The organism is Pseudomonas sp. ME-P-057 (assembly GCF_030208975.1).
Classification (GTDB): Bacteria; Pseudomonadota; Gammaproteobacteria; order Pseudomonadales; family Pseudomonadaceae; genus Aquipseudomonas; species Aquipseudomonas lutea.
The window spans coordinates 1-19,187 of sequence record NZ_JARVSX010000003.1 but is presented as its reverse complement, the minus strand read 5'-3'; the positions used below and the strand labels follow the sequence as shown (position 1 = coordinate 19,187).

At 60.7% G+C, this 19,187-nt stretch carries 17 protein-coding genes; 14 read left to right on the top strand and 3 right to left on the bottom strand.

The window, feature by feature from the left end; all coding sequences use genetic code 11:
* The first annotated feature begins 3 nt into the window (after positions 1 to 3).
* From QRN48_RS01890 to ssuE, 11 genes are all read left to right on the top strand, one after another.
* A complete protein-coding gene (locus QRN48_RS01890; RefSeq protein ID WP_191946096.1) occupies positions 4 to 804 on the top strand; it encodes a WbqC family protein in 801 nt (266 codons plus the stop codon).
* A gap of 5 nt (positions 805 to 809) precedes the next feature.
* Positions 810 to 1,334, top strand: a complete 525-nt coding sequence (rfaH, locus tag QRN48_RS01885; RefSeq protein WP_037013389.1) for a transcription/translation regulatory transformer protein RfaH — start codon at positions 810 to 812, stop codon at positions 1,332 to 1,334.
* 115 nt (positions 1,335 to 1,449) lie between these two features.
* A complete protein-coding gene (locus QRN48_RS01880) occupies positions 1,450 to 2,451 on the top strand; it encodes a glycosyltransferase (RefSeq protein ID WP_037013391.1) in 1,002 nt (333 codons plus the stop codon).
* Positions 2,448 to 3,701, top strand: a complete 1,254-nt coding sequence (locus QRN48_RS01875) for a glycosyltransferase family 4 protein (protein ID WP_285348591.1) — start codon at positions 2,448 to 2,450, stop codon at positions 3,699 to 3,701. Before QRN48_RS01880 ends, QRN48_RS01875 begins: the two co-directional genes overlap by 4 nt.
* A gap of 100 nt (positions 3,702 to 3,801) precedes the next feature.
* Entirely contained in the window at positions 3,802 to 5,124 is a 1,323-nt protein-coding gene (locus QRN48_RS01870) for a hypothetical protein (protein ID WP_285348589.1), read from the top strand.
* Between the two features lie 102 nt (positions 5,125 to 5,226).
* Positions 5,227 to 6,348, top strand: a complete 1,122-nt coding sequence (locus tag QRN48_RS01865; RefSeq protein WP_037013393.1) for a glycosyltransferase family 4 protein — start codon at positions 5,227 to 5,229, stop codon at positions 6,346 to 6,348.
* 9 nt (positions 6,349 to 6,357) lie between these two features.
* Positions 6,358 to 7,398 (top strand): acyltransferase family protein, encoded by a 1,041-nt coding sequence (locus QRN48_RS01860; protein WP_052075267.1) that lies wholly within the window; start codon positions 6,358 to 6,360, stop codon positions 7,396 to 7,398.
* A 96-nt stretch (positions 7,399 to 7,494) separates the two neighbouring features.
* Positions 7,495 to 8,718 (top strand): glycosyltransferase family 4 protein, encoded by a 1,224-nt coding sequence (locus QRN48_RS01855; RefSeq protein WP_285348585.1) that lies wholly within the window; start codon positions 7,495 to 7,497, stop codon positions 8,716 to 8,718.
* Positions 8,719 to 8,731: 13 nt separating this feature from the next.
* On the top strand, positions 8,732 to 10,144 hold the full coding sequence (locus QRN48_RS01850) for an undecaprenyl-phosphate glucose phosphotransferase (RefSeq protein WP_037013398.1): 1,413 nt from the start codon (positions 8,732 to 8,734) through the stop codon (positions 10,142 to 10,144).
* A gap of 166 nt (positions 10,145 to 10,310) precedes the next feature.
* Positions 10,311 to 11,393, top strand: coding sequence for a polysaccharide biosynthesis/export family protein (locus QRN48_RS01845; protein ID WP_037013399.1), 1,083 nt, complete (start codon positions 10,311 to 10,313; stop codon positions 11,391 to 11,393).
* A gap of 338 nt (positions 11,394 to 11,731) precedes the next feature.
* Entirely contained in the window at positions 11,732 to 12,313 is a 582-nt protein-coding gene (gene ssuE, locus QRN48_RS01840) for an NADPH-dependent FMN reductase (protein WP_037013401.1), read from the top strand.
* 26 nt (positions 12,314 to 12,339) lie between these two features.
* On the opposite strand, the gene QRN48_RS01835 is transcribed toward ssuE, so the two are convergent.
* The 3 genes from QRN48_RS01835 to QRN48_RS01825 all read right to left on the bottom strand — a co-directional run bounded on the left by QRN48_RS01835 (position 12,340) and on the right by QRN48_RS01825 (position 15,327).
* A complete protein-coding gene (locus QRN48_RS01835; RefSeq protein WP_285348581.1) occupies positions 12,340 to 12,615 on the bottom strand; it encodes a hypothetical protein in 276 nt (91 codons plus the stop codon).
* A 264-nt stretch (positions 12,616 to 12,879) separates the two neighbouring features.
* Positions 12,880 to 14,250 (bottom strand): GntT/GntP/DsdX family permease, encoded by a 1,371-nt coding sequence (locus tag QRN48_RS01830; protein ID WP_191946101.1) that lies wholly within the window; start codon positions 14,248 to 14,250, stop codon positions 12,880 to 12,882.
* Between the two features lie 153 nt (positions 14,251 to 14,403).
* Positions 14,404 to 15,327, bottom strand: a complete 924-nt coding sequence (locus tag QRN48_RS01825; RefSeq protein WP_191946102.1) for a LysR family transcriptional regulator — start codon at positions 15,325 to 15,327, stop codon at positions 14,404 to 14,406.
* Between the two features lie 130 nt (positions 15,328 to 15,457).
* Here QRN48_RS01825 and QRN48_RS01820 point away from each other — a divergent pair, with 130 nt between their 5' ends.
* From QRN48_RS01820 to QRN48_RS01810, 3 genes are all read left to right on the top strand, one after another.
* Positions 15,458 to 16,159, top strand: a complete 702-nt coding sequence (locus QRN48_RS01820) for a CoA transferase subunit A (protein ID WP_285348579.1) — start codon at positions 15,458 to 15,460, stop codon at positions 16,157 to 16,159.
* 81 nt (positions 16,160 to 16,240) lie between these two features.
* Positions 16,241 to 16,897 carry a CoA transferase subunit B gene (locus QRN48_RS01815; RefSeq protein WP_037013415.1) on the top strand — a complete coding sequence of 219 codons (657 nt, stop codon included), beginning with the start codon at positions 16,241 to 16,243 and terminating at the stop codon, positions 16,895 to 16,897.
* Between the two features lie 301 nt (positions 16,898 to 17,198).
* Positions 17,199 to 18,617, top strand: a complete 1,419-nt coding sequence (locus tag QRN48_RS01810) for a short-chain fatty acid transporter (protein ID WP_037013418.1) — start codon at positions 17,199 to 17,201, stop codon at positions 18,615 to 18,617.
* Positions 18,618 to 19,187 lie beyond the last annotated feature (570 nt).

Sequence of the window (19,187 nt, the reverse complement as noted above, 5' to 3'; positions counted from 1 at the left end):
CACATGGCCAGGACCATTGCAGTGATGCAGCCCTACCTGTTTCCCTATCTGGGATACTTTCAGCTCATTGCCGCCGCAGACGTTTTTGTCCTGGGAGACGATCTGCAATACGTGCGGTCCGGTTGGGTCAATCGCAACCGGATCCTGCACGACGATAATGCAAAACTGATCACGTTCCCGTTGAAGAAAGACCGCTTTCAGTTGCAGATCAATCAGCGCCAACTGTGCGACCACTTCAGCGATGAAGCGCAGCGGCTGATTGAGCTGCTTGCCGAGAGTTATCGGGAGGCGCCGTACTTTGCGCAGGTCATGCCGCTGCTGGAACGCCTGATACGGTTTCCACAGCAAAACATAGCGCTGTATGCCGAGCATGCCATTCGAGAAATGTGCGCTTATCTGCATATCGTGACGCCGATCCTGCGCAGCTCGGACCTGATTCTGGGCAGCGCTGCCGACAAGCAAGAGCGGATCATCCGCATTGCCCATACATTTGAGGCCACTACGTTTATCACCCCGGAAGGCGGATCGGTGATCTACGACCGTGACCACTTTGCACGCAACGGTTTGCTGGTGCGGTTCTTCAGGATGCACCCGGTTGAATACCGGCAGTTCAGGCAGCCTTTCGTCGCCAATCTGTCGATCATCGATGTGCTGATGTTCAACTGCGTCGAGCAGGTCCAGCAAATGTTGACCGAGTACCGGCTGGACAAGAACCCGACCTGCCTCAGGTCTGGCATGATGCACGGGCTGGCGCAAAAGCCTGACGTCGTCCTGACCGGGTCTCACCGGATCGCAGTGGAGTGAAGTGTATGTCTGAAGTCATTAGCAGCTCCCGCGGCGCGGCACGCTGGTACCTCATCCAGACCAAACCGCGTCAGGAAGCGCGTGCGGCCGAACACCTGCAGCGTCAGCAGTTCGACTGCTACCGGCCGGTCAAGCACGGCGAGAAAAAACGCGGCTCCCGGGCCCCGGCTGAAGAAGAACTGTTTCCTGGTTACCTGTTCATCCACATGGATCAGGCCAGCGACAACTGGTATCCGATTCGCTCGACCCGAGGCGTGGCGCGCATTGTGACCTTCGGTGGCATGCCGGTTCCGGTCAAGGACGAGCTTATCGAGCAGATCCGCCAGCGTTTATTGGCGCCGCCTGCCAAGGTCAGCTTCAAGGAAGGCGACACCGTGCGGATCACCGCCGAGGGATTCAACGACGTTGAAGCGATCTTCCTGGCCTCCGACGGTGATGAGCGCGCGGTCATTCTGCTCAACCTGCTGCAACGCGAGCAAAAGGTCACCCTGCCGGTCAGCAGCCTGTCGCGGCCGCAAGTGCAGGCCTGATCTGATCCACGCCAGCCCCTGAGTGGCTGGCTTCTGCAGTTTCTGATCCACACATTCCGATTTCTCCGGGGCTGATGTTTTCAGCCTCTTGACCCCCCTTTGCCCGGAACTCGCCATGACCCAGAAAACCACGCTGGTGACGCTCACCTATGGTGACCGTTTCAACTACCTGCACACGCTGGTCAGCCGCTCGCTGGAAAGCCCGCTGATTGATCGCGTCATCATCGTCAGCAATGCGTCCACCGCGCCGCTGGAAAACTTGCGCCGGGCTTGGCCGAACCAGGTCAGCGTGATCTACATGCACGAAAACACCGGCTCCGCGCGCGGCTACTCGGTGGGCATTCAGGCCGCGCTGGACGCAGGCGCCGAGCACATCTGGCTGATGGACGACGACAACGCGCCGACCATCAATGCCATTGCCACGCTGCATCAGGTGCTTGAAGAGCGCAAACGCATCGACGGCGAAGACAAGGCCGCGGTGCTGGGCTTTCGTCCCACTCACCAGGCGGACATCGCAGCCGGCGTGCCGAAGCGCTTCGCCATTCAGCGCCGTTCAAGCTTCTTCGGTTTCCACATCGCCCAGTTGCCTTACAAAATCTGGCGCCGCCTGCCATGGGGCGCACCGCAGAGCTCGCACACCAAACTGCCGCTGGTGCAACTGCCCTTCGCCACGTATGGCGGCCTGCTCGCCCATCGCAATCTGTACCGCCGTATCGGTCTGCCACTGGATGCGTTGATGCTTTACGCGGACGACAGCGAATACACCTGGCGCATCACAGCCGGCGGGGGGCGGATCTTCCTGGTCCCCGATGCCCTGCTGGATGATCTGGAAAACTCTTGGAACATCAAGGCGCGCACCAACAACATTTATGAGAGCTTCCTGCTGGGTGGCTCGGACCTGCGCGCCTACTACGGCGCACGCAATCAGGCCTGGTTCGACAAAAACATCTGGGCCAATTCGTCGCTGCTGTACAGCCTCAACCGCTGGGTGTTTTTCCGCCTGCTGCGGCTGATCGCCAAGCGCCGCGGCGCCGAAGAGCGCCTCGGCCTGATCGAACAAGCCATCCGTGACGGTGAGTCCGGGGTGCTGGGCCTGAATCAGTCGTATCCACTATGAAAATACTGTTCATCAGCAGCTTGTATGCCCCTCACATCGGAGGTGGCGCGGAAATCATTCTTCAACGAACCGTCGAAGGCCTGCAGCAGCGCGGCTGTGAAGTCAGCGTGCTGGTGACCGGTCCTGATTCGGGGCTGAGCGTCGAAGCGGTGAATGGCGTGAAGGTGTATCGCGCCGGTCTACGTAACTTCTACTGGCACTTCGGCGCTCAACGGCCCGGGCGGCTGGCGCGTCTGGGCTGGCATCTGCGCGACCGCTACAACGGCGCGATGCGCAGGTATGTAAGAAAGGTCATCGGCGACGAGCAGCCGCAACTGGTGGTCTGCCATAACCTCGCTGGCTGGTCGGTGTCGGTGTGGGACGAGATCACCGCTGCGGGTCTGCCTACCGTGCAGGTGCTGCATGACATGTACCTGATGTGCCCGAGCAGCAACATGTTCAAGCGCGGCCAGTGCTGCCAGCAGCAATGCGGCAGTTGCCAGACCTTCCGCAAGGGCCACGATGCACGCTCGGCGCAAGTGACGGCGGTGGTCGGGGTCAGCCGGTTCATTCTCGAGAAGCTCCAGCAGCGCGGTTATTTCAGCGCTGCAAGCCCTTACGTGGTGCACAACGCCAGCCCGTTCACACCGCCGGTCAGCGCGCCGCATCAGCGCAGGCAAGCGGACCTGACCACGAAGAAGGCGCCGCTGCGCTTCGGTTACATGGGGACGCTGTCGCATCAGAAAGGCCTGACCTGGCTGATCGAGCAGTTTCAGCGACTGCCATTCGATGCCACGTTGCAAATTGCCGGGCGCGGCCAGAACGACGACGAAGCGGCTTTCAAGGCGCTGGCCACGTCGCCGAACATCAGTTTTGTCGGCTATCAGAAGCCTGAAGAGTTCTACCGCCAGATCGACGTCGCCGTGGTGCCGTCACTGTGGAACGAACCCTTCGGCATGGTCGCCGTTGAAGCCTGTGCGCACTCGGTGCCGGTGATCGCCAGCCGCATGGGCGGTTTGCCGGAAATCATTCAGGACCCGCTCAACGGTTTGTTGTGCGATCCACAAGACCCCGACTCACTGGGCGAGGCCATGCTGCGCTTGCACCAGAACCCGGAATTGCTGGCCCGCCTGAGCAGTCAGGCGCGCGTCAGCGTGGCGTCGTTGATGAACCTGGAGTTGATGCTCGACAGTTACGAAAGCATTTTTGCCCAAACGCTGCTGGACGACGCTGCCCAGCGCCACCGGCAAGCCCTGCCCCACCCTGTTTGACCACGCCGGCATGCCCTCAAGAGATGCCGACTTTGCCGCCGACGGCCCGCGACCCACCTGAGCAAGCGCTCCGGACCGTGCCTCTTCATTGAGACAATCCATGCCCATCCTTTACCTGACCAGGTTACGACGCCCCGCGGCGATCCTGTTACTGGGCGTGTTGATCAGTTGCACTGCGCAGGCTGACGAGGCGTTCATCATTGGCGTCGACACGCATTTGATGAACAAAACCACCTCCTCGGCCAAGGCGTTGCAGTTGCTGGAAGCCGCCGGTGTCGACTCGGTGCGTGACGATGCGTATTGGTCCAGCGCCGAGCCCCGACGAGGGACGATGAAGATCGAACCGGCGTGGCAGTCATATCTGGGCAAGGCGCAGGAACATCGCTTGCGACCCCTGTTGGTTCTCGGCTACGGCAACCCTTTTTACGAGAACTACGCCAAGCCGCGAAAGCCGGCAGTGCGCGACGCCTACGGCAACTACGCCAGCTTCGTCACGCGCCAGCTCACCGACAGCGTGGACTTCTACGAAATCTGGAACGAGTGGGACAAGGAAAACCCGGTCGACGCCGGTTTTGCCAGGGACTACGGCCTGCTCATCGAGCAAACGGCCCGACGCATCCGCGCCAACCAGCGACCGATGGTGATTCTGGCGGGCGCAGTGACCAGTCAGGGCATGGACCTGGGGTTTGCAGATCGCCTGGTGGAATCGGGCGTGCTCAACCACGTCGACGGGCTGTCGCTTCATCCTTATGTGCATTGCCGCTCGGATGAGCGCAACACCCCGGAAAACTGGATTGCCTGGCTGCGCCGGATCAGCGAGGACCTCAAGGAAAAGAACCGCAACAAAGGACTGGTGCCGCTGTACCTCACCGAAATGGGCTGGCCCAGCAATGACGGGCGCTGCGGTGGCGATGAAAATACTCAGGCAGCGTTTCTTGCGCGCAGCTTCTTTCTCGCTCAGACGATGCCCAACATCAAGGGCATGTGGTGGAACGGGCTGCTCAACGACGGCCCCGATGGCAGCGACCCGGAGCAGAATTTCGGCCTGCTCAATCAGGACCTGAGCGTCAAGCAGGCGTACCTGACGCTGAAGGCCATCAGCCCGACGCTGCATCAATACCGCTACGACGCCGAAAAAAGTCGCGAACAGGATTCGCAGTACCTGCTGCGTTTCGCCAAGGGTTCGGAGCAGATCATGGTGGCCTGGACAGCCGGGCTGCCGCGCTCGATCAAGGTGGACGCCAGCAGCGTGCTGCGCGGCAACGTGCAATACCTCGACACCCGCTACCCGCAAAGCGGTCTGGTCGACAGCGGCATCCCGTGGAACTGCAACGAAGGGCGGTGCTCGGCCCAGGTGCCGATCGATGACTTCCCCAAAATAATAAGCCTGGGCACACGCCCGGCACTGTTTGCCATGCCCTGAATCCTGGCTTTTATCAACGGCCCGCATCGAGAGCGCCCCTTCATTCAGGGCGCTGAGGGCCGCTGCGCACGACCCCATTATTTCTTCTACAGGTCGACCACAATGATTGTGATCAATGCACGTTTTCTGACACAGGAATTGCGTGGCGTTCAGCGCTTCGCCGAACAGATATGCCTGGCCCTCAAGCAACTGCGCAACGATGTCGTCTTCGTCGCCCCCCACGGCATTCAGATGCACGAGAGCGCCAAAGCCCTCGACGTGCAATGCATCGGCCGTCACAGCGGCCATTTGTGGGAGCAAGTGGATCTGCCGCTGTACCTGCGCCGCCAGGGCAACCCGCTGCTGGTTTCGCTGTGCAGCACCGCACCGCTGCTCTATTCAAATCAGATCGCCACGCACCACGACGTCAACTATGTGCGGCACCCGGAAAGCTACACCCGCGCGTTTCGCCTGCTCTACCGGACCATGACGCCGATCATGCTGGCGCGGATCAAATCGCTGTTGACCGTCAGCGCCTTCTCCAAGGGTGAGATTGCTCAGGTTTACAAGTACCCCGAGAAGAAGATCTTCGTGGTGCCCAACGCGGTCAGCGGGGACTTTCACCCCGGTTCGCAAGAGACCAACAAACAGGATTATCTGCTGGCGGTGTCGTCGCCCAGCGCACACAAGAATTTCAGCCGGATGATCGAAGCGTTTCTGATGCTGCGCGGCCACGAGGATTTGCAACTGCGCATCGTCGGCGGCGCGTCCGGGGTCTTCAATGACGACAACCTGCAACGCCTGGCCAGCCGCGACTCGCGCATCCAGTTCCTGGGTCGGTTAAGCGACAGCGAGTTGATCGCCCAATACCAGAACGCGACCGCTTTCGTGTTTCCGTCCTTGTATGAGGGCTTCGGCATCCCGCCCCTGGAAGCGCAGGCGTGCGGTTGCCCGGTCCTCGCTGCAAACGCGGCGTCGATTCCAGAAGTGCTGCAAGCCAGCGCGCTGTATTTCGACCCGCTGGACGTCAGCCACATGTCCGCGGCGATGGAACGCATTCTCACGGACATCCCGCTGCGCCAGTCGCTGCGGCGGCGCGGCTTGATCAACGTGGCTCGGTTCTCCTGGGAAGAATCGGCGCGACAGGTTTCCCAACGCATCGACGCGCTGCTCAGTCCGGTCAGAGACCGACGCAGCAACCAGAGCAGCGATGCCCTGGGTCGTGAATCGTCCAGCAAGCTCTGAGGCGCCGCCATGAAACGCCTTGCCTATCTCGACGCATTGCGCGGCATCGCCGCCTTGATGGTGGTGTTCACCCATTTGTACGCACCGGTCATCGGTCACGTCTGGGTCTTCGACTATCTCATTGACCCCGGCAAATTAGGGGTGCTGTGGTTTTTCATGATCAGCGGCGTAGTGATTCCCTACAGCCTCAAGCCGGTACCCGACGGGGCCCGGCGTTTTCTGATCTCACGCTTCATGCGTTTGTACCCGGCTTACTGGCTGTCATTGGTGCTGTTTGTGCTGATGCTGCAACTGACTGGTGCTGCGCTGCCGTCCTGGCCGCAGATCGTCGCCAACCTGACGATGGTGCAGGCGGCACTGGGCTTTGATGATGTGGTTGGCCTGTACTGGACGCTGTTCATCGAACTGGTGTTCTACGGTCTGTGCCTGGCGCTGTTCATCGCCGGCAAGCTTTATGACCTGGCGTTTCGGGCGCGTTGCTCGCTGGCGTTTCTGCTCGCAGCGTTGGCCATGAGCGCTGCCCGCGCGCTGACCGAACACAAACTGCCCGTGGCGCTGCCGCTGGCGTTATCGCTGATGTTTTTCGGTTCCGTGTGGCGCCAGTGGTTGCTGGCCGAACACAGCGCGGCCCTGACGCGAAATCTGAAAATGCTGTTCGTGGCGTTTGCCGTGCTGCTGCCGCCAACGCTGATCATGGCCTACAGCAAAGACATGGGCACCGGCGAAACCTGGGGCCGTTACTGCTTCACCTACGCGGTGGCGATCGTCAGCTTTGTGCTGTTGACCCGCAGTGTTCGTCTGGACCATCCGGCACTCGTGTGGCTGGGCGCAGTGAGTTACTCGCTGTACCTGCTGCACCCGTCGATGGGCCTGCTCAGCGAATTCCTGCTGCGCGGCACTGATGCGTCGGGCTTGCTGGTGGCGCTGGTTGCCACTGTCCTGACCCTGGCCGCAGCCCATCTGTGCTTTCGCTACATCGAACACCCGTTCATTCAGCTCGGGAAACGCCTTAATAACCGCAAAACCGGACCGCAGCCCGTCAGCGTCTGATTTTGCGCCTGCTCACATGGAAAGGCTGTGGGACTGCCCTCGCGAGCTTCGCCCGACGTACCGGGCCTCCTTCAGCCGTTAATGCAGAGAACTCCTATGAAAATTGCAATCGTCCACGATTGGCTGGTCACGTACGCCGGTGCCGAAAGGGTTTTGGCATCGCTGATTAAAATCTGGCCCGAGGCGGATCTGTTTTCCGTCATCGACTTCCTCAGTGACCAGGACCGCGCGCAACTGGGCGGCAAGGTGGCCAAAACCACCTTCATCCAGCGCCTGCCCAAGGCCAAGACCAAATACCAGCGTTACCTGCCGCTGATGCCGATGGCCATCGAACAACTGGATCTGTCCGGTTACGATTTGATCATCAGCAGCAGCCATGCGGTGGCCAAAGGCGTCCTGTGCGGACCGGACCAGGTGCATGTCAGCTACGTGCATTCGCCGATCCGTTACGCCTGGGACCTGCAACACCAGTACCTCAAAGAAGCGAACCTGAGCACCGGCCTGAAGGGCAAAGTGGCACGGATGATCCTGCATTACATGCGTATGTGGGATCAGCGCACCGCCGCCGGCGTCGACGACTTCATCGCCAACTCGCACTTCATCGGTGCGCGCATCACCAAGGCCTACCGTCGCGAGTCCACGGTGATCTACCCGCCGGTCGACACCCGCGGTTTCGCGCTGCAGGAGCACAAGCAGGACTACTACTTCACCGCATCGCGCATGGTTCCGTACAAGCGCATGCCGATGATCATCGAGGCCTTCGCGGCGATGCCGGGCAAGCGCCTGGTGGTGGTCGGTGACGGACCGGAGATGGAAAAGGCCAAGGCCGCTGCCGCTCACGCACCCAACGTCACGTTGCTGGGCTACCAGCCGTTCGCCGTGCTGCAGGAACACATGAGCAACGCCAAGGCGTTCGTCTTCGCGGCCGAAGAAGATTTCGGCATCAGCCCGGTGGAGGCGCAGGCCTGTGGCACACCGGTCATCGCTTTTGCCAAAGGCGGTGTGCTGGAAACGGTTTGCGGACTGGATCACCCGCAGCCGACCGGGGTGTTTTACCCGGAGCAAAGCGTCGCCTCATTGATGGCGGCCATCGAGACGTTCGAGATCAACGGCTCGCGCATCACCGCCCAAGCGTGTCGGGCCAATGCCGAGCGCTTCAGTGAAGCGCGTTTCGAAATGGAAATGCGTCAGTTCGTCGAAGCCCGTCTCAGCGCCGCCCGTCAAGGCCGCCTGCCAGCACATTTCCGGACGGTGCAGATGGCCCCAACCCTGGTCAGCAATGACCTTTCCGCCCGCGTTGTTCCGATCAAATCCGTCTGAGCGAGCCCAGTCTATGCGCACTCCTTTAAGGGGCATCCTGCATGCCCATCAATCGTCGCTGTCCGTCGCCCATCGGTTGCTTGATCTGGCGGTGATCGCGGTCGGCGGTTACGGCGTCAACGTGCTGACCGGCACGCCGATGAGCAGCGAAGCGTGGATGCAGATCCTGCTGGCTGCGGTGGCCTTTCACTGGCTGGCCGAGTATCACCAGCTGTACGGCTCGTGGCGCGGCGAACGCATCCTGCGTGAACTGATCAAGGTCGCCAATTACTGGGGCCTGGCTTTTGTCCTGCTGCTGTTTGTGGATTACCTGCTGTTGCAGCCCGACGATATTGCAGACAACAGCCAGATGGCCTGGTTTGGCGCGGTGCTGGTCGCGCTATGTGGTTATCGGCTGGCGATTCGCAGCGTGCTGCACACCCTGCGCGCCCAAGGTTTCAATACCCGTCGCGTGGCCATCGTCGGCACTGGACATTGTGGCGAGCGGCTGGCCATGTCGATCGAACGCGCACCCTGGATGGGCCTGAACCTGCTGGGCTTTTATGACGAAGCGCCGCAACAGATCGACTTGGCGCGCATCGGCCGACGCATTCCGGTGCTGGGCGATCTGGATCAACTGATCCAGGACGCACGCGACGGCAAGATCGACAAGGTTTACATCACCCTGGAACTGGGCGCACAAGAACGTCTGCAGGCATTGATCAAAGGCCTGAGCGACACCACCGCGTCGGTCTACGTGATCCCGGACGTGTTCATGTTTGAACTGCTGCACGCCCGCAGCGAAAGCATCAACGGGCTGCCCAGCATCAGTATTTTCGACTCGCCCATGGACGGCGCGTGGAGCGTGGTCAAGCGTCTGGAAGACATCGTGTTGTCGAGCATCATCCTGAGCATGATCGCCCTGCCCCTGATGCTGATTGCCCTGGCGATCAAATTCACCTCGCCGGGCCCGGTGCTGTTCCGTCAACGCCGCTACGGCCTGGACGGCCGGCCGATCATGGTCTGGAAATTCCGCAGCATGAGCGTGCAGGAAAACGGCGCCGTGGTGACGCAGGCTACGCGCAACGACAGCCGCATCACGCCGCTGGGGGCGTTTCTGCGACGCACTTCGCTCGACGAGCTGCCGCAGTTCTTCAACGTACTTCGCGGTGAAATGTCGATCGTCGGCCCGCGCCCGCACGCCGTCGCGCACAACGAGCAGTACCGCAAGCAAGTGTCGGGCTACATGCTGCGCCACAAGGTCAAGCCGGGCATCACCGGCTGGGCCCAGATCAACGGCTGGCGCGGTGAAACCGACACGCTGGACAAGATGCAGAAACGCGTTGAATTCGACCTGCAGTACATCGAGCACTGGTCGGTCTGGCTGGACATGAAAATCATCCTGCTGACGCTCTTCAAAGGCTTCGTCAACAAGAACGCCTTCTAAAAAAAATATCTGCCGATAACAACAAATATGGCCAAGGGCTAGTAAGCTCGCAGGGAGGTGCACGGGTGCATGAGCGAATGTGATCCGCTGTTCGGTGTAAGTAAGGGATGCAAAGAAATCACTGCGGTGCCAGTACGCACCTATTAGGATTAGAAGGAACATTCATATGAAGGTAACGTTAGCGGCAGTGCTGCTTTCCAGTCTGGTATTGCAAGGCTGCGCATTCGCCCCTGGTCAGTACATGTCTTACAGCGATGTCACCGACAAAGACCCGGACGGGCCCGATGTCACGCTGATCAATATCACCCCGGCCACCCTGGCGCAGCAGCAGAAAACCGCAGCAGCGGCGGCCAAGCCATTGCCTCCCGAGCTGATGAGCTACAAGACGCCGGAATACATCGTTGGCCCGGGCGACGCTTTGCTGGTCACGGTGTTCGAACACCCTGAACTGACTGCGCCCGGCTCTCAGGAGCAACTGGACGCCAACAGCCGTGAAGTGCTGAACGACGGCACGATGTTCTTCCCGTACGTGGGCCGCATTCAAGCCGCCGGCAAGACCGTGTCGCAGATCCGCGATCAACTGCGCATGGGTCTGGCGCCGCAGTACACCGAAGTGAAAGTCGACGTCAAAGTGCTGCGTTACAACAGCCAGCGCGTCCTGCTGTCGGGTGCGTTCAAGTCGCCCGGTCCGCAACCGATCACCAATATCCCGCTGAGCCTGGTGCAGGCCATCAGCCAGGCCGGTCTTGACCTGACCGACGCCAACCTTGCCGGCCTGACCCTGCGTCGCGACGGCAAGGATTACGTGATCGACGTTGACTCGCTGAACCGCAAGGACTCGCAGCTGAGCAAGATCTTTCTGAAAGACGGCGACTACCTGCACCTCAACAGCAACTCGAAGAACAAGATCTACGTACTGGGTGAAGTTCAGCGTCCGCAGGTCATCTCCTTCAGCACCACCAGCGTGACCCTGCTGGAAGCGCTCGGCACTTCCGGCGGCTTGAGCCCGGATGCCGCCGATGGCGATGCGGTGTATGTGATTCGTGCGCAGGACTCCACGCATGCGGCGACGGTTTATCACCTCGCCGCCAAGAAGCCGACCAGTTTCGCGCTGGCCAAGGGCTTTGAGCTGGAAGCCCAGGACGTGGTGTTTGTCGGCCCTGCCAACATCACCCGCTGGAGCCGTTACGTGAGCCAGTTGCTGGGCTCGAACAACATCATCCAGACCGGTGCGATGTTCAGGAATTGAGTGCCAGCTTCAAGCGGCAGGTTTGAAGCTTCAAGCTGACAGCAGAGCAACAGAGAAATCCTCGCAGTGGTCCGACTGCGGGGATTTTTTTTGCCCGGCATTTGGCGGCAAGTGTTGCCGGGGCAACAGTGAATCAACAGACGGTTGGCTGTGAGTCAACAGCGGGGTCATGCAGCGGTCCAGGTTGGCCGGTTTCAGGGCTCTGCAGCACATGGCAAGCGCTGGCACGCATGCTGCTTGAATCCGGTCAAAGGGTCTTCACGCCCATAATTCTCGCGTTCACGCGGCTTGTACGGTGCCTTGCACCCCGTGTGACTGACCCCAAGGAAAGCGCTTACATGTTGGTAGTCTCGATTTCAGGTAGTCCTTCCCCACGATCGCGCTCAGGCGTGGTGCTGCAGCATGCCGCACAGTGGCTAAACGACCGCGGCGTGGAAGTCAGCGGTGTACGCATTCAGGATTTCAATGCAGAGGATTTGCTGTACGCCAAGTTCGACAGTCCGCAAGTGATGGCCTTTATCGAGGCCGTGGCCAAGGCCGACGGGCTGCTGATCGGCACGCCGGTGTACAAGGCTTCGTTTTCAGGCGCACTGAAGACACTGCTCGATCTACTTCCGGAGCGTTCTTTGTACGGCAAGGTGGTATTGCCCATCGCCACCGGCGGCAGCATCGCGCACATGCTGGCGGTGGATTACGCGCTCAAGCCGGTGCTCTCAGCGTTGAAATGCCAGGAAGTGCTGCATGGGGTATTCGCCATCGACAGCCAGATCAGCTACGGCGAGAGCCCATTGGGCGGCGATCTGGACGAACTGTTGACCCAACGGCTGCATGAGGGCCTGGATCACTTTCTACTGGGCTTGCAACACCGGACCCAGGCGCGTCACAAGGACGCTGGCGGGCATTTGAAGCTGGCGTTGTAAGCGCTCCACTGAAGACAAGAGCCGATTCAACCCTGACGGGCTTTTGAAGGGATGCCAATGTCGGCATTCACTTCACCACGGTTATCGAACTCGTGAGCGCGTTGCAGTTGTGGCTGCTCCATCAGCTGCGCCTTGCGTGCCTGAAACTCGTCGTAGGACAAGCCGCGACGGTTGAGGTCTTCAAGCGCCAGCTGGTGGGTTTCCTCAGCGCTGTAGGGGCGCAATTCGGGATGATTGCCAGCGGCACAACCGGCAAGAACGGAGGCGGAGAGGAACAGGGAGAGGGCAAGAAGACGGTTCATTGGGAGCCTCCATTCGGCTCGTTTCTGGAATGAAGCCAAGGCTACGCGCCGGGCCTTTCCAGCAGAAATCAGTCGTCTTGATAGTGGCTATCGGGCTTGAGGAGATTTGCAGCTGAGCACGCACGTTATTGCGCAATGATCGATACCTCCAGGGCCTGCCGGGATCCCACAGTGGCGAACGCGGAGTGTCAGAACATCCGGTTCGCCACTGTCGTAACCTCCAGCAGCTCCTACGGGAGATAGCGGAGGATCATCGCTTTTTTTTCAGACCAGAAAGTGCCACAGCAGCGACGTGCCGATCAGGCCCACCACCGAGACAATGGTCTGCAGCACCGACCAGACCCAAAGCGTCTGTTTGAGTTGCAGGCCAAAATACTCGCGGACCATCCAGAAGCCGGCGTCATTGACGTGGCAGAAGAACACCGACCCGGCGCCGATGACCAGCGCCACCAACGACGCTTCGACAGGCGCCAGCCCGGCCATCATCGGCGCAAGAATCCCCGCCGTGGTCGTCGTCGCGACGGTAGCCGAACCCGTGGCCTGGCGCAGGGCAACCGCGATTAGCCATGCCAACAGCAGATACGGCATGTGCGCGCCTTCGGCGACCTTGCTGATGGTCTGGCTGACGCCGGCGTCCAGCAACGTCTGCTTCAAACCGCCGCCTGCGCCGATGGTCAACAGCAACACGGCGATCGGCGCCAGGCTCTTGCGCAACGTGCCGCCCACTTGCTCGCGGGAAATGCCATTGGCCCAGCCCAGGCACACCGTTGCCGCCAGCACGGCAATGCCCAAAGCCACCAACGGCTCGCCGAGGAACTTCAGGGTCAACGCAGCATTGCTTTCCGGCTCAAGGGCGATTTTGGCCAGCGTACTGCCGAGCATCAGAATCACCGGCAGCAGAATGATCAGCAACGACATGCCAAAGCTCGGCTGACGCGGGGCATCGGGTTTGGCCGAAAACAGCTCACCCAACTCCGCAGGCGCTTCTATGTGCAGCCGCTTGGACAACCAGTTGCCGTACAGGGGACCGGCCAGAATCACCGCCGGCACCGCCACGCAAAACCCCAGCAACATGGTCAGGCCCAGATCGGCATGCAATGCGCTGACAGCGATCAGCGGCCCGGGGTGTGGCGGCATCAGGGCGTGCAGCGTGGTCATGCCGGCCAACGCTGGTATGGCGATTTTCAGCAGAGGCTGATTGGATTGGCGTGCCATGACGAAGATGATCGGCACCATCATCACCAGTCCCACCTCGAAGAACAGCGGCAAGCCGATGACCATCGCGACCAGCGCCATGACCCACGGCAAGCTTTTACCCTTGCCCAGGCCGAGCAGCGTCGAGGCGATGCGATCGGCAGCGCCCGATTCGGCCATCAGCGCGCCGAGCATGGCACCCAGGGCAATGATGATCCCGGCCTCACCGAGAATCCCGCCCGCGCCCTTGCTGAACGCCTTTGCCACTGCCTCCGCTGGCAACCCCGCGCCTATCCCTGCGATGAATGTACCCACCAGGATCGACAGAAAAGGCGGGAGTTTGGTCGCGCTGATCAGCACGATGATGGTGGCAATGGCGATCAGGCAGCAGATGATCAGACGGGTGTCATGGAACACCCACGCAGCAGAGGACAAATCCAACGCGGAACCCCTTATCGTTCGGTTTTGATTTCAAAATGGATTGAAACAATTTGTTTCAACCGGCCGAACCATACCGGATGCGGCATTGCGTCGCAGTGAAATTTTCACATGAAATGGCCGTTTCGCCGCTGGTCTCAAACGTGGATCCCAACATCACCCGGTGGGAGCGAGCTTGCTCGCGAAGGCGGCGTTTGAGTCACGCGCGCATTCGATCAGCACCTCACGCAAACCCTGGGCCGCCGCCGACAGTTGATGATCGGCCTGGGTCATCAATCCGATACGGCGCTCGATCCGGGGGCCTTCCAGGGCGATGCAACGGGCGCCGAGCTCTTCCATCTGCGCAATGCACAGCGACGGTACTGCGCTGACACCCAGACCATTGGCAACCATGCGGCCAACGGTCGCCAACTGATGACTTTCAAATGCGACCGACAGTTTGCCGTGCTGACGCTGCAGGTCCTCCTCCAGCAACAGCCGCACGGCAGAGGGGCGCTGGAGGGTGATGAAATCGTGGCGCAGCAGTTCGTCCCAGTTAACCTCGTGCAGCATCGCCAAGGGCGAGTCCCGGGGCACCACCGCGACGAAGCGGTCCATGTAAAACGGCGTGAAGATCAGGTTGTTGCCAGCCTCCGGCTCAAAGCCGATGCCCAGTTCGACCCGTCGGTGCCCGACCATTTCCACCACCTGCTCGTTGATCACGTCATGCACCGCGACGTTCACTCGAGGGTAGCGCTGACGAAACACCTTGAGCGCAATGGGCAGCAGGTTGCCCGCATAGGAGGGCATGGCCGCCACCGACACCTTGCCGGTTTGCAGGGTAAAGCGCTGACGCAGCAGTTCTTCGGTGTTGTCCCAATCGGCCAGCAACTGCCGCGCCAACGGCAACAAGGCTTCGCCCTCCGGCGTCAGACTCACATTGCGCGTGGTGCGGGTCAGCAATTGCCCGCCCAAGTCTTCCTCCAGCGCCTTGATGGTCAGGCTCAGCGCGGGCTGCGACAGATGCAAACGTTCACCGGCCTGGGCGAAACTCAGGCACTGCGCAACGGCCAGAAACGCACGGAGCTGTTTGACGTTCATATATTTGGGTTTCTTATCAATCAATCAAAAAAACAAAATTAACAAATCAGTGGTGGCAGGAGAAGATGCGGCCAACGCTCTCCGATGCTTAGATTGTCGGACACAACTACAAATAAGGCGGGATATCACCATGGCTGGACTCGATAAACGCGTCGCTACCTACGCAGAAGCCCTCGCCGGGCTGACCGACAACATGACCGTGCTGTCCGGCGGTTTCGGTCTGTGCGGCATCCCCGAAAACCTGATCGCAGAAATCAAACGCATGGGCGTGAAAGGTCTGACGGTGGTTTCCAACAACTGCGGCGTCGACGGTTTCGGGCTCGGCATCCTCCTGGAAGACCGGCAGATCCGCAAAATGGTCGCCTCCTACGTCGGTGAAAACGCCCTGTTCGAGCGCCAGCTGCTCAGCGGTGAGCTGGAGGTCGAGCTGACGCCCCAAGGCACCCTCGCTGAAAAAATGCGCGCAGGCGGCGCCGGCATTCCCGCGTTCTATACGGCCACCGGCTACGGCACGCCTGTGGCGGAAGGCAAAGAAACCCGACAGTTCAATGGCCGCAACGTGATACTGGAAGAAGCCATCACCGGCGACTTCGCCATCGTCAAAGGCTGGAAGGCCGATCACTTCGGTAACGTGGTCTATCGTCACACCGCGCAGAACTTCAACCCCGTGGTAGCGACCGCCGGCAAGATCACCGTGGTGGAAGTCGAAGAAATCGTCGAGCCGGGAGTGCTGCTGCCGACCGAAATCCATACCCCCGGCATCTATGTGGATCGTGTGATCCTGGGCATCTTCGAGAAGCGCATCGAGCAGCGTACTGTCAGAAAAGCCTGACACTGCGCCCGCTTCGACCTGTTGCTCCCACGAAACTACTGGCCCACCACTGGCCGGACAGAATAAAAGAGACCCGAGATCATGGCACTCTCCCGCGAACAAATGGCACAGCGCGTCGCCCGTGAACTGCAAGACGGCTTTTATGTGAACCTGGGCATCGGCATTCCGACCCTGGTCGCCAACTATGTCCCCGACGGCATCGACGTGATGCTGCAATCGGAAAACGGCCTGCTCGGCATGGGTGCATTTCCGACCGAAGAAACCATCGACGCTGACATGATCAATGCCGGCAAACAAACCGTGACGGCGCGCAAGGGCGCGTCGATCTTCTCGTCGGCCGAGTCCTTCGCCATGATCCGTGGCGGCCACGTTGACCTGACCGTGCTCGGTGCCTTTGAAGTCGACGTCGAGGGCAACATTGCTTCGTGGATGATCCCCGGCAAGCTGGTCAAGGGCATGGGCGGCGCAATGGACCTGGTGGCCGGCGCCGACAACATCATCGTCACCATGACCCACGCGTCGAAGGACGGCGAGTCCAAGCTGCTGTCGCGTTGCAGCCTGCCGCTGACCGGCGCCGGCTGCATCAAGAAGGTGCTGACCGACCTGGCTTACCTGGAAATCGAAAACGGCGCATTCATCCTTCGCGAGACCGCGCCGGGCGTCACCGTCGAAGAAATTATCGCCAAGACCGCTGGCAAGCTGATCGTGCCGGACGATGTGGTTGAAATGACATTTTAACGGCGATGGCGCGGTACTTGTAGGAGCGCGCTTGCCCGCGAGTCGGGGATCCCCAGACACCCACGCAGTGTCTGAAAACCTCTTTCGCGGGCAAGCGCGCTCCTACAGGATTCGCGCCGTGCTCCACGTTTTTGGCAACACCTTGAGCTTTCGCACACCCGCACCTTTCGTCAGACCACCCTGCCCCTTCAGCGATGAAGGGGCTTTGCTGTCTCTGAGCCGGTGCTTTTTTCGCGTCACCGTCAACACCTGAAACGACCGTCCAGACAACCTGAACAATAACGACAAGAGGTAAGAAACCGTGGCCGCCGACATTGAAGAAAGCCGCTCCGCCCGCTTTGCCCTGCGTTGCGCCAAATGGGCGGAACGCTGGTTCCCGGACTCATGGGTGTTTGCCGCCCTGGCCGTGGTCATCGTGACACTCGCCACCCTGGTCATCGGCGCCAAGCCTGCCGACACCGCCAAGGCCTTCGGGGACGGTTTCTGGAGCCTGATCCCCTTCACCATGCAAATGGCCTTCGTGGTGATTGGTGGCTATGTCGTCGCCAGTTCCCCGCCTGCGGTCAAGCTGATCGACCGCCTGGCACGCATCCCGAAGAATGGCCGCTCCGCCGTGGCCTGGGTCGCGCTGATCAGCATGGTCGCATCGCTGCTCAATTGGGGGCTGTCGCTGGTCTTCGGGGGTTTGCTGGTACGCGCCCTCGCCCGTCGCACTGACCTGAAAATGGATTACCGCGCTGCCGGCGCTGCGGCTTATCTCGGTCTGGGCGCGGTGTGGGCGTTGGGCCTGTCGTCGTCGGCAGCGCAGTTGCAAGCGAACCCGGCCAGCCTGCCGCCGTCCATCCTGGCGATCACCGGCGTGATCCCGTTCACCCAGACCATTTTCCTGTGGCAGTCCGGCGTGATGTTGCTGGCGCTGGTGGTGGTCTCGATCATCGTCGCCTACGCCACGGCGCCCGGCCCAACCAATGCCCGCGATGCCAAGGAATGCGGAATCGACCCGAGCTTCAGCCTGCCACCGCTGCCACCCCGCACCCGCCCGGGCGAATGGCTGGAATACAGCCCGTTGCTGATCATCCTGATGGTCGTGCTGGCGTCCGGCTGGTTGTACAACGAGTTCAGCACCAAACCCGCGATCACTGCGATTTCGGGCCTTAACACCTATAACTTCCTGTTCATCATGGCCGGCGCGCTGCTGCACTGGCGTCCGCGCAGCTTTCTCGATGCAGTGGCGCGCGCCGTGCCGACCACCACCGGGGTGCTGATCCAGTTTCCGTTGTATGGCTCGATTGCTGCGCTGCTGACCACGGTCAAGGGCAGTGACGCACAGACCGTCGCGCATCACATCTCGACGTTCTTCACCAGCATCGCGTCCCACGACACCTATGCGCTGCTGATGGGCGTGTATTCGGCGATCCTCGGGTTCTTCATTCCCTCCGGCGGCGGCAAGTGGATCATCGAAGCGCCGTACGTGATGCAGGTCGCCACTGACCTCAAATATCACCTGGGCTGGGCGGTGCAGATATACAACGCGGCCGAAGCGCTGCCGAACCTGATCAACCCGTTCTACATGCTGCCGCTGCTCGGCGTGCTTGGGCTGAAGGCGCGGGATTTGATTGGCTTCTCGTTTGTACAGTTGCTGGTGCACACGCCACTGGTGTTGTTCCTGCTGTGGGCACTGGGCACAACCCTGGCGTACATCCCGCCGATCATGCCCTGATTGGGCCCGGAACCAGGCGCGCGGAAGATGGCTTCCGTGCACCTGCCGGCCCCCTGCTGCCGACGACCTGCAGGAGCCGGCTTGCTGGCGACAAACCTGAAGCCGGCTTGCTGGCGACAAACCTGGAGCCGGCTTGCTGGCGAACCAGTCTTCTCACCCACCGCTGCTGTGACTGAACCACCGCCTTCGCCAGCAAGCCGGCTCCTACAGATTCTATGCACCGGCAATGCTTCTCCGCCGTCGCGAATGGCTGCCGGTTTACGCTTCAATTGCGCTCCAATCCAGATTCATCGCCGAAAGCTGTATCCCCGCTCCACGTTGGAAATCCCTGTGGTGCATTGCCGAAAGTAGGTCGTACGACAGCGCTGAGGGAGGTCTAGATGTTCTGGCGGAAGATGGCTTGCTGCGCCCGCGAACTCCCTGCTGCCGACAACCTGTAGGAGCCGGCTTGCTGGCGAAAGCGGCGGGTCAGTCACCGGATACGTCACAGGCAGATCGCGTTCGCCAGCACGCCGGCTCCCATCAAACAAAATATAACCTACTGATTTAGTTCATAATTCGCCGAGTTTT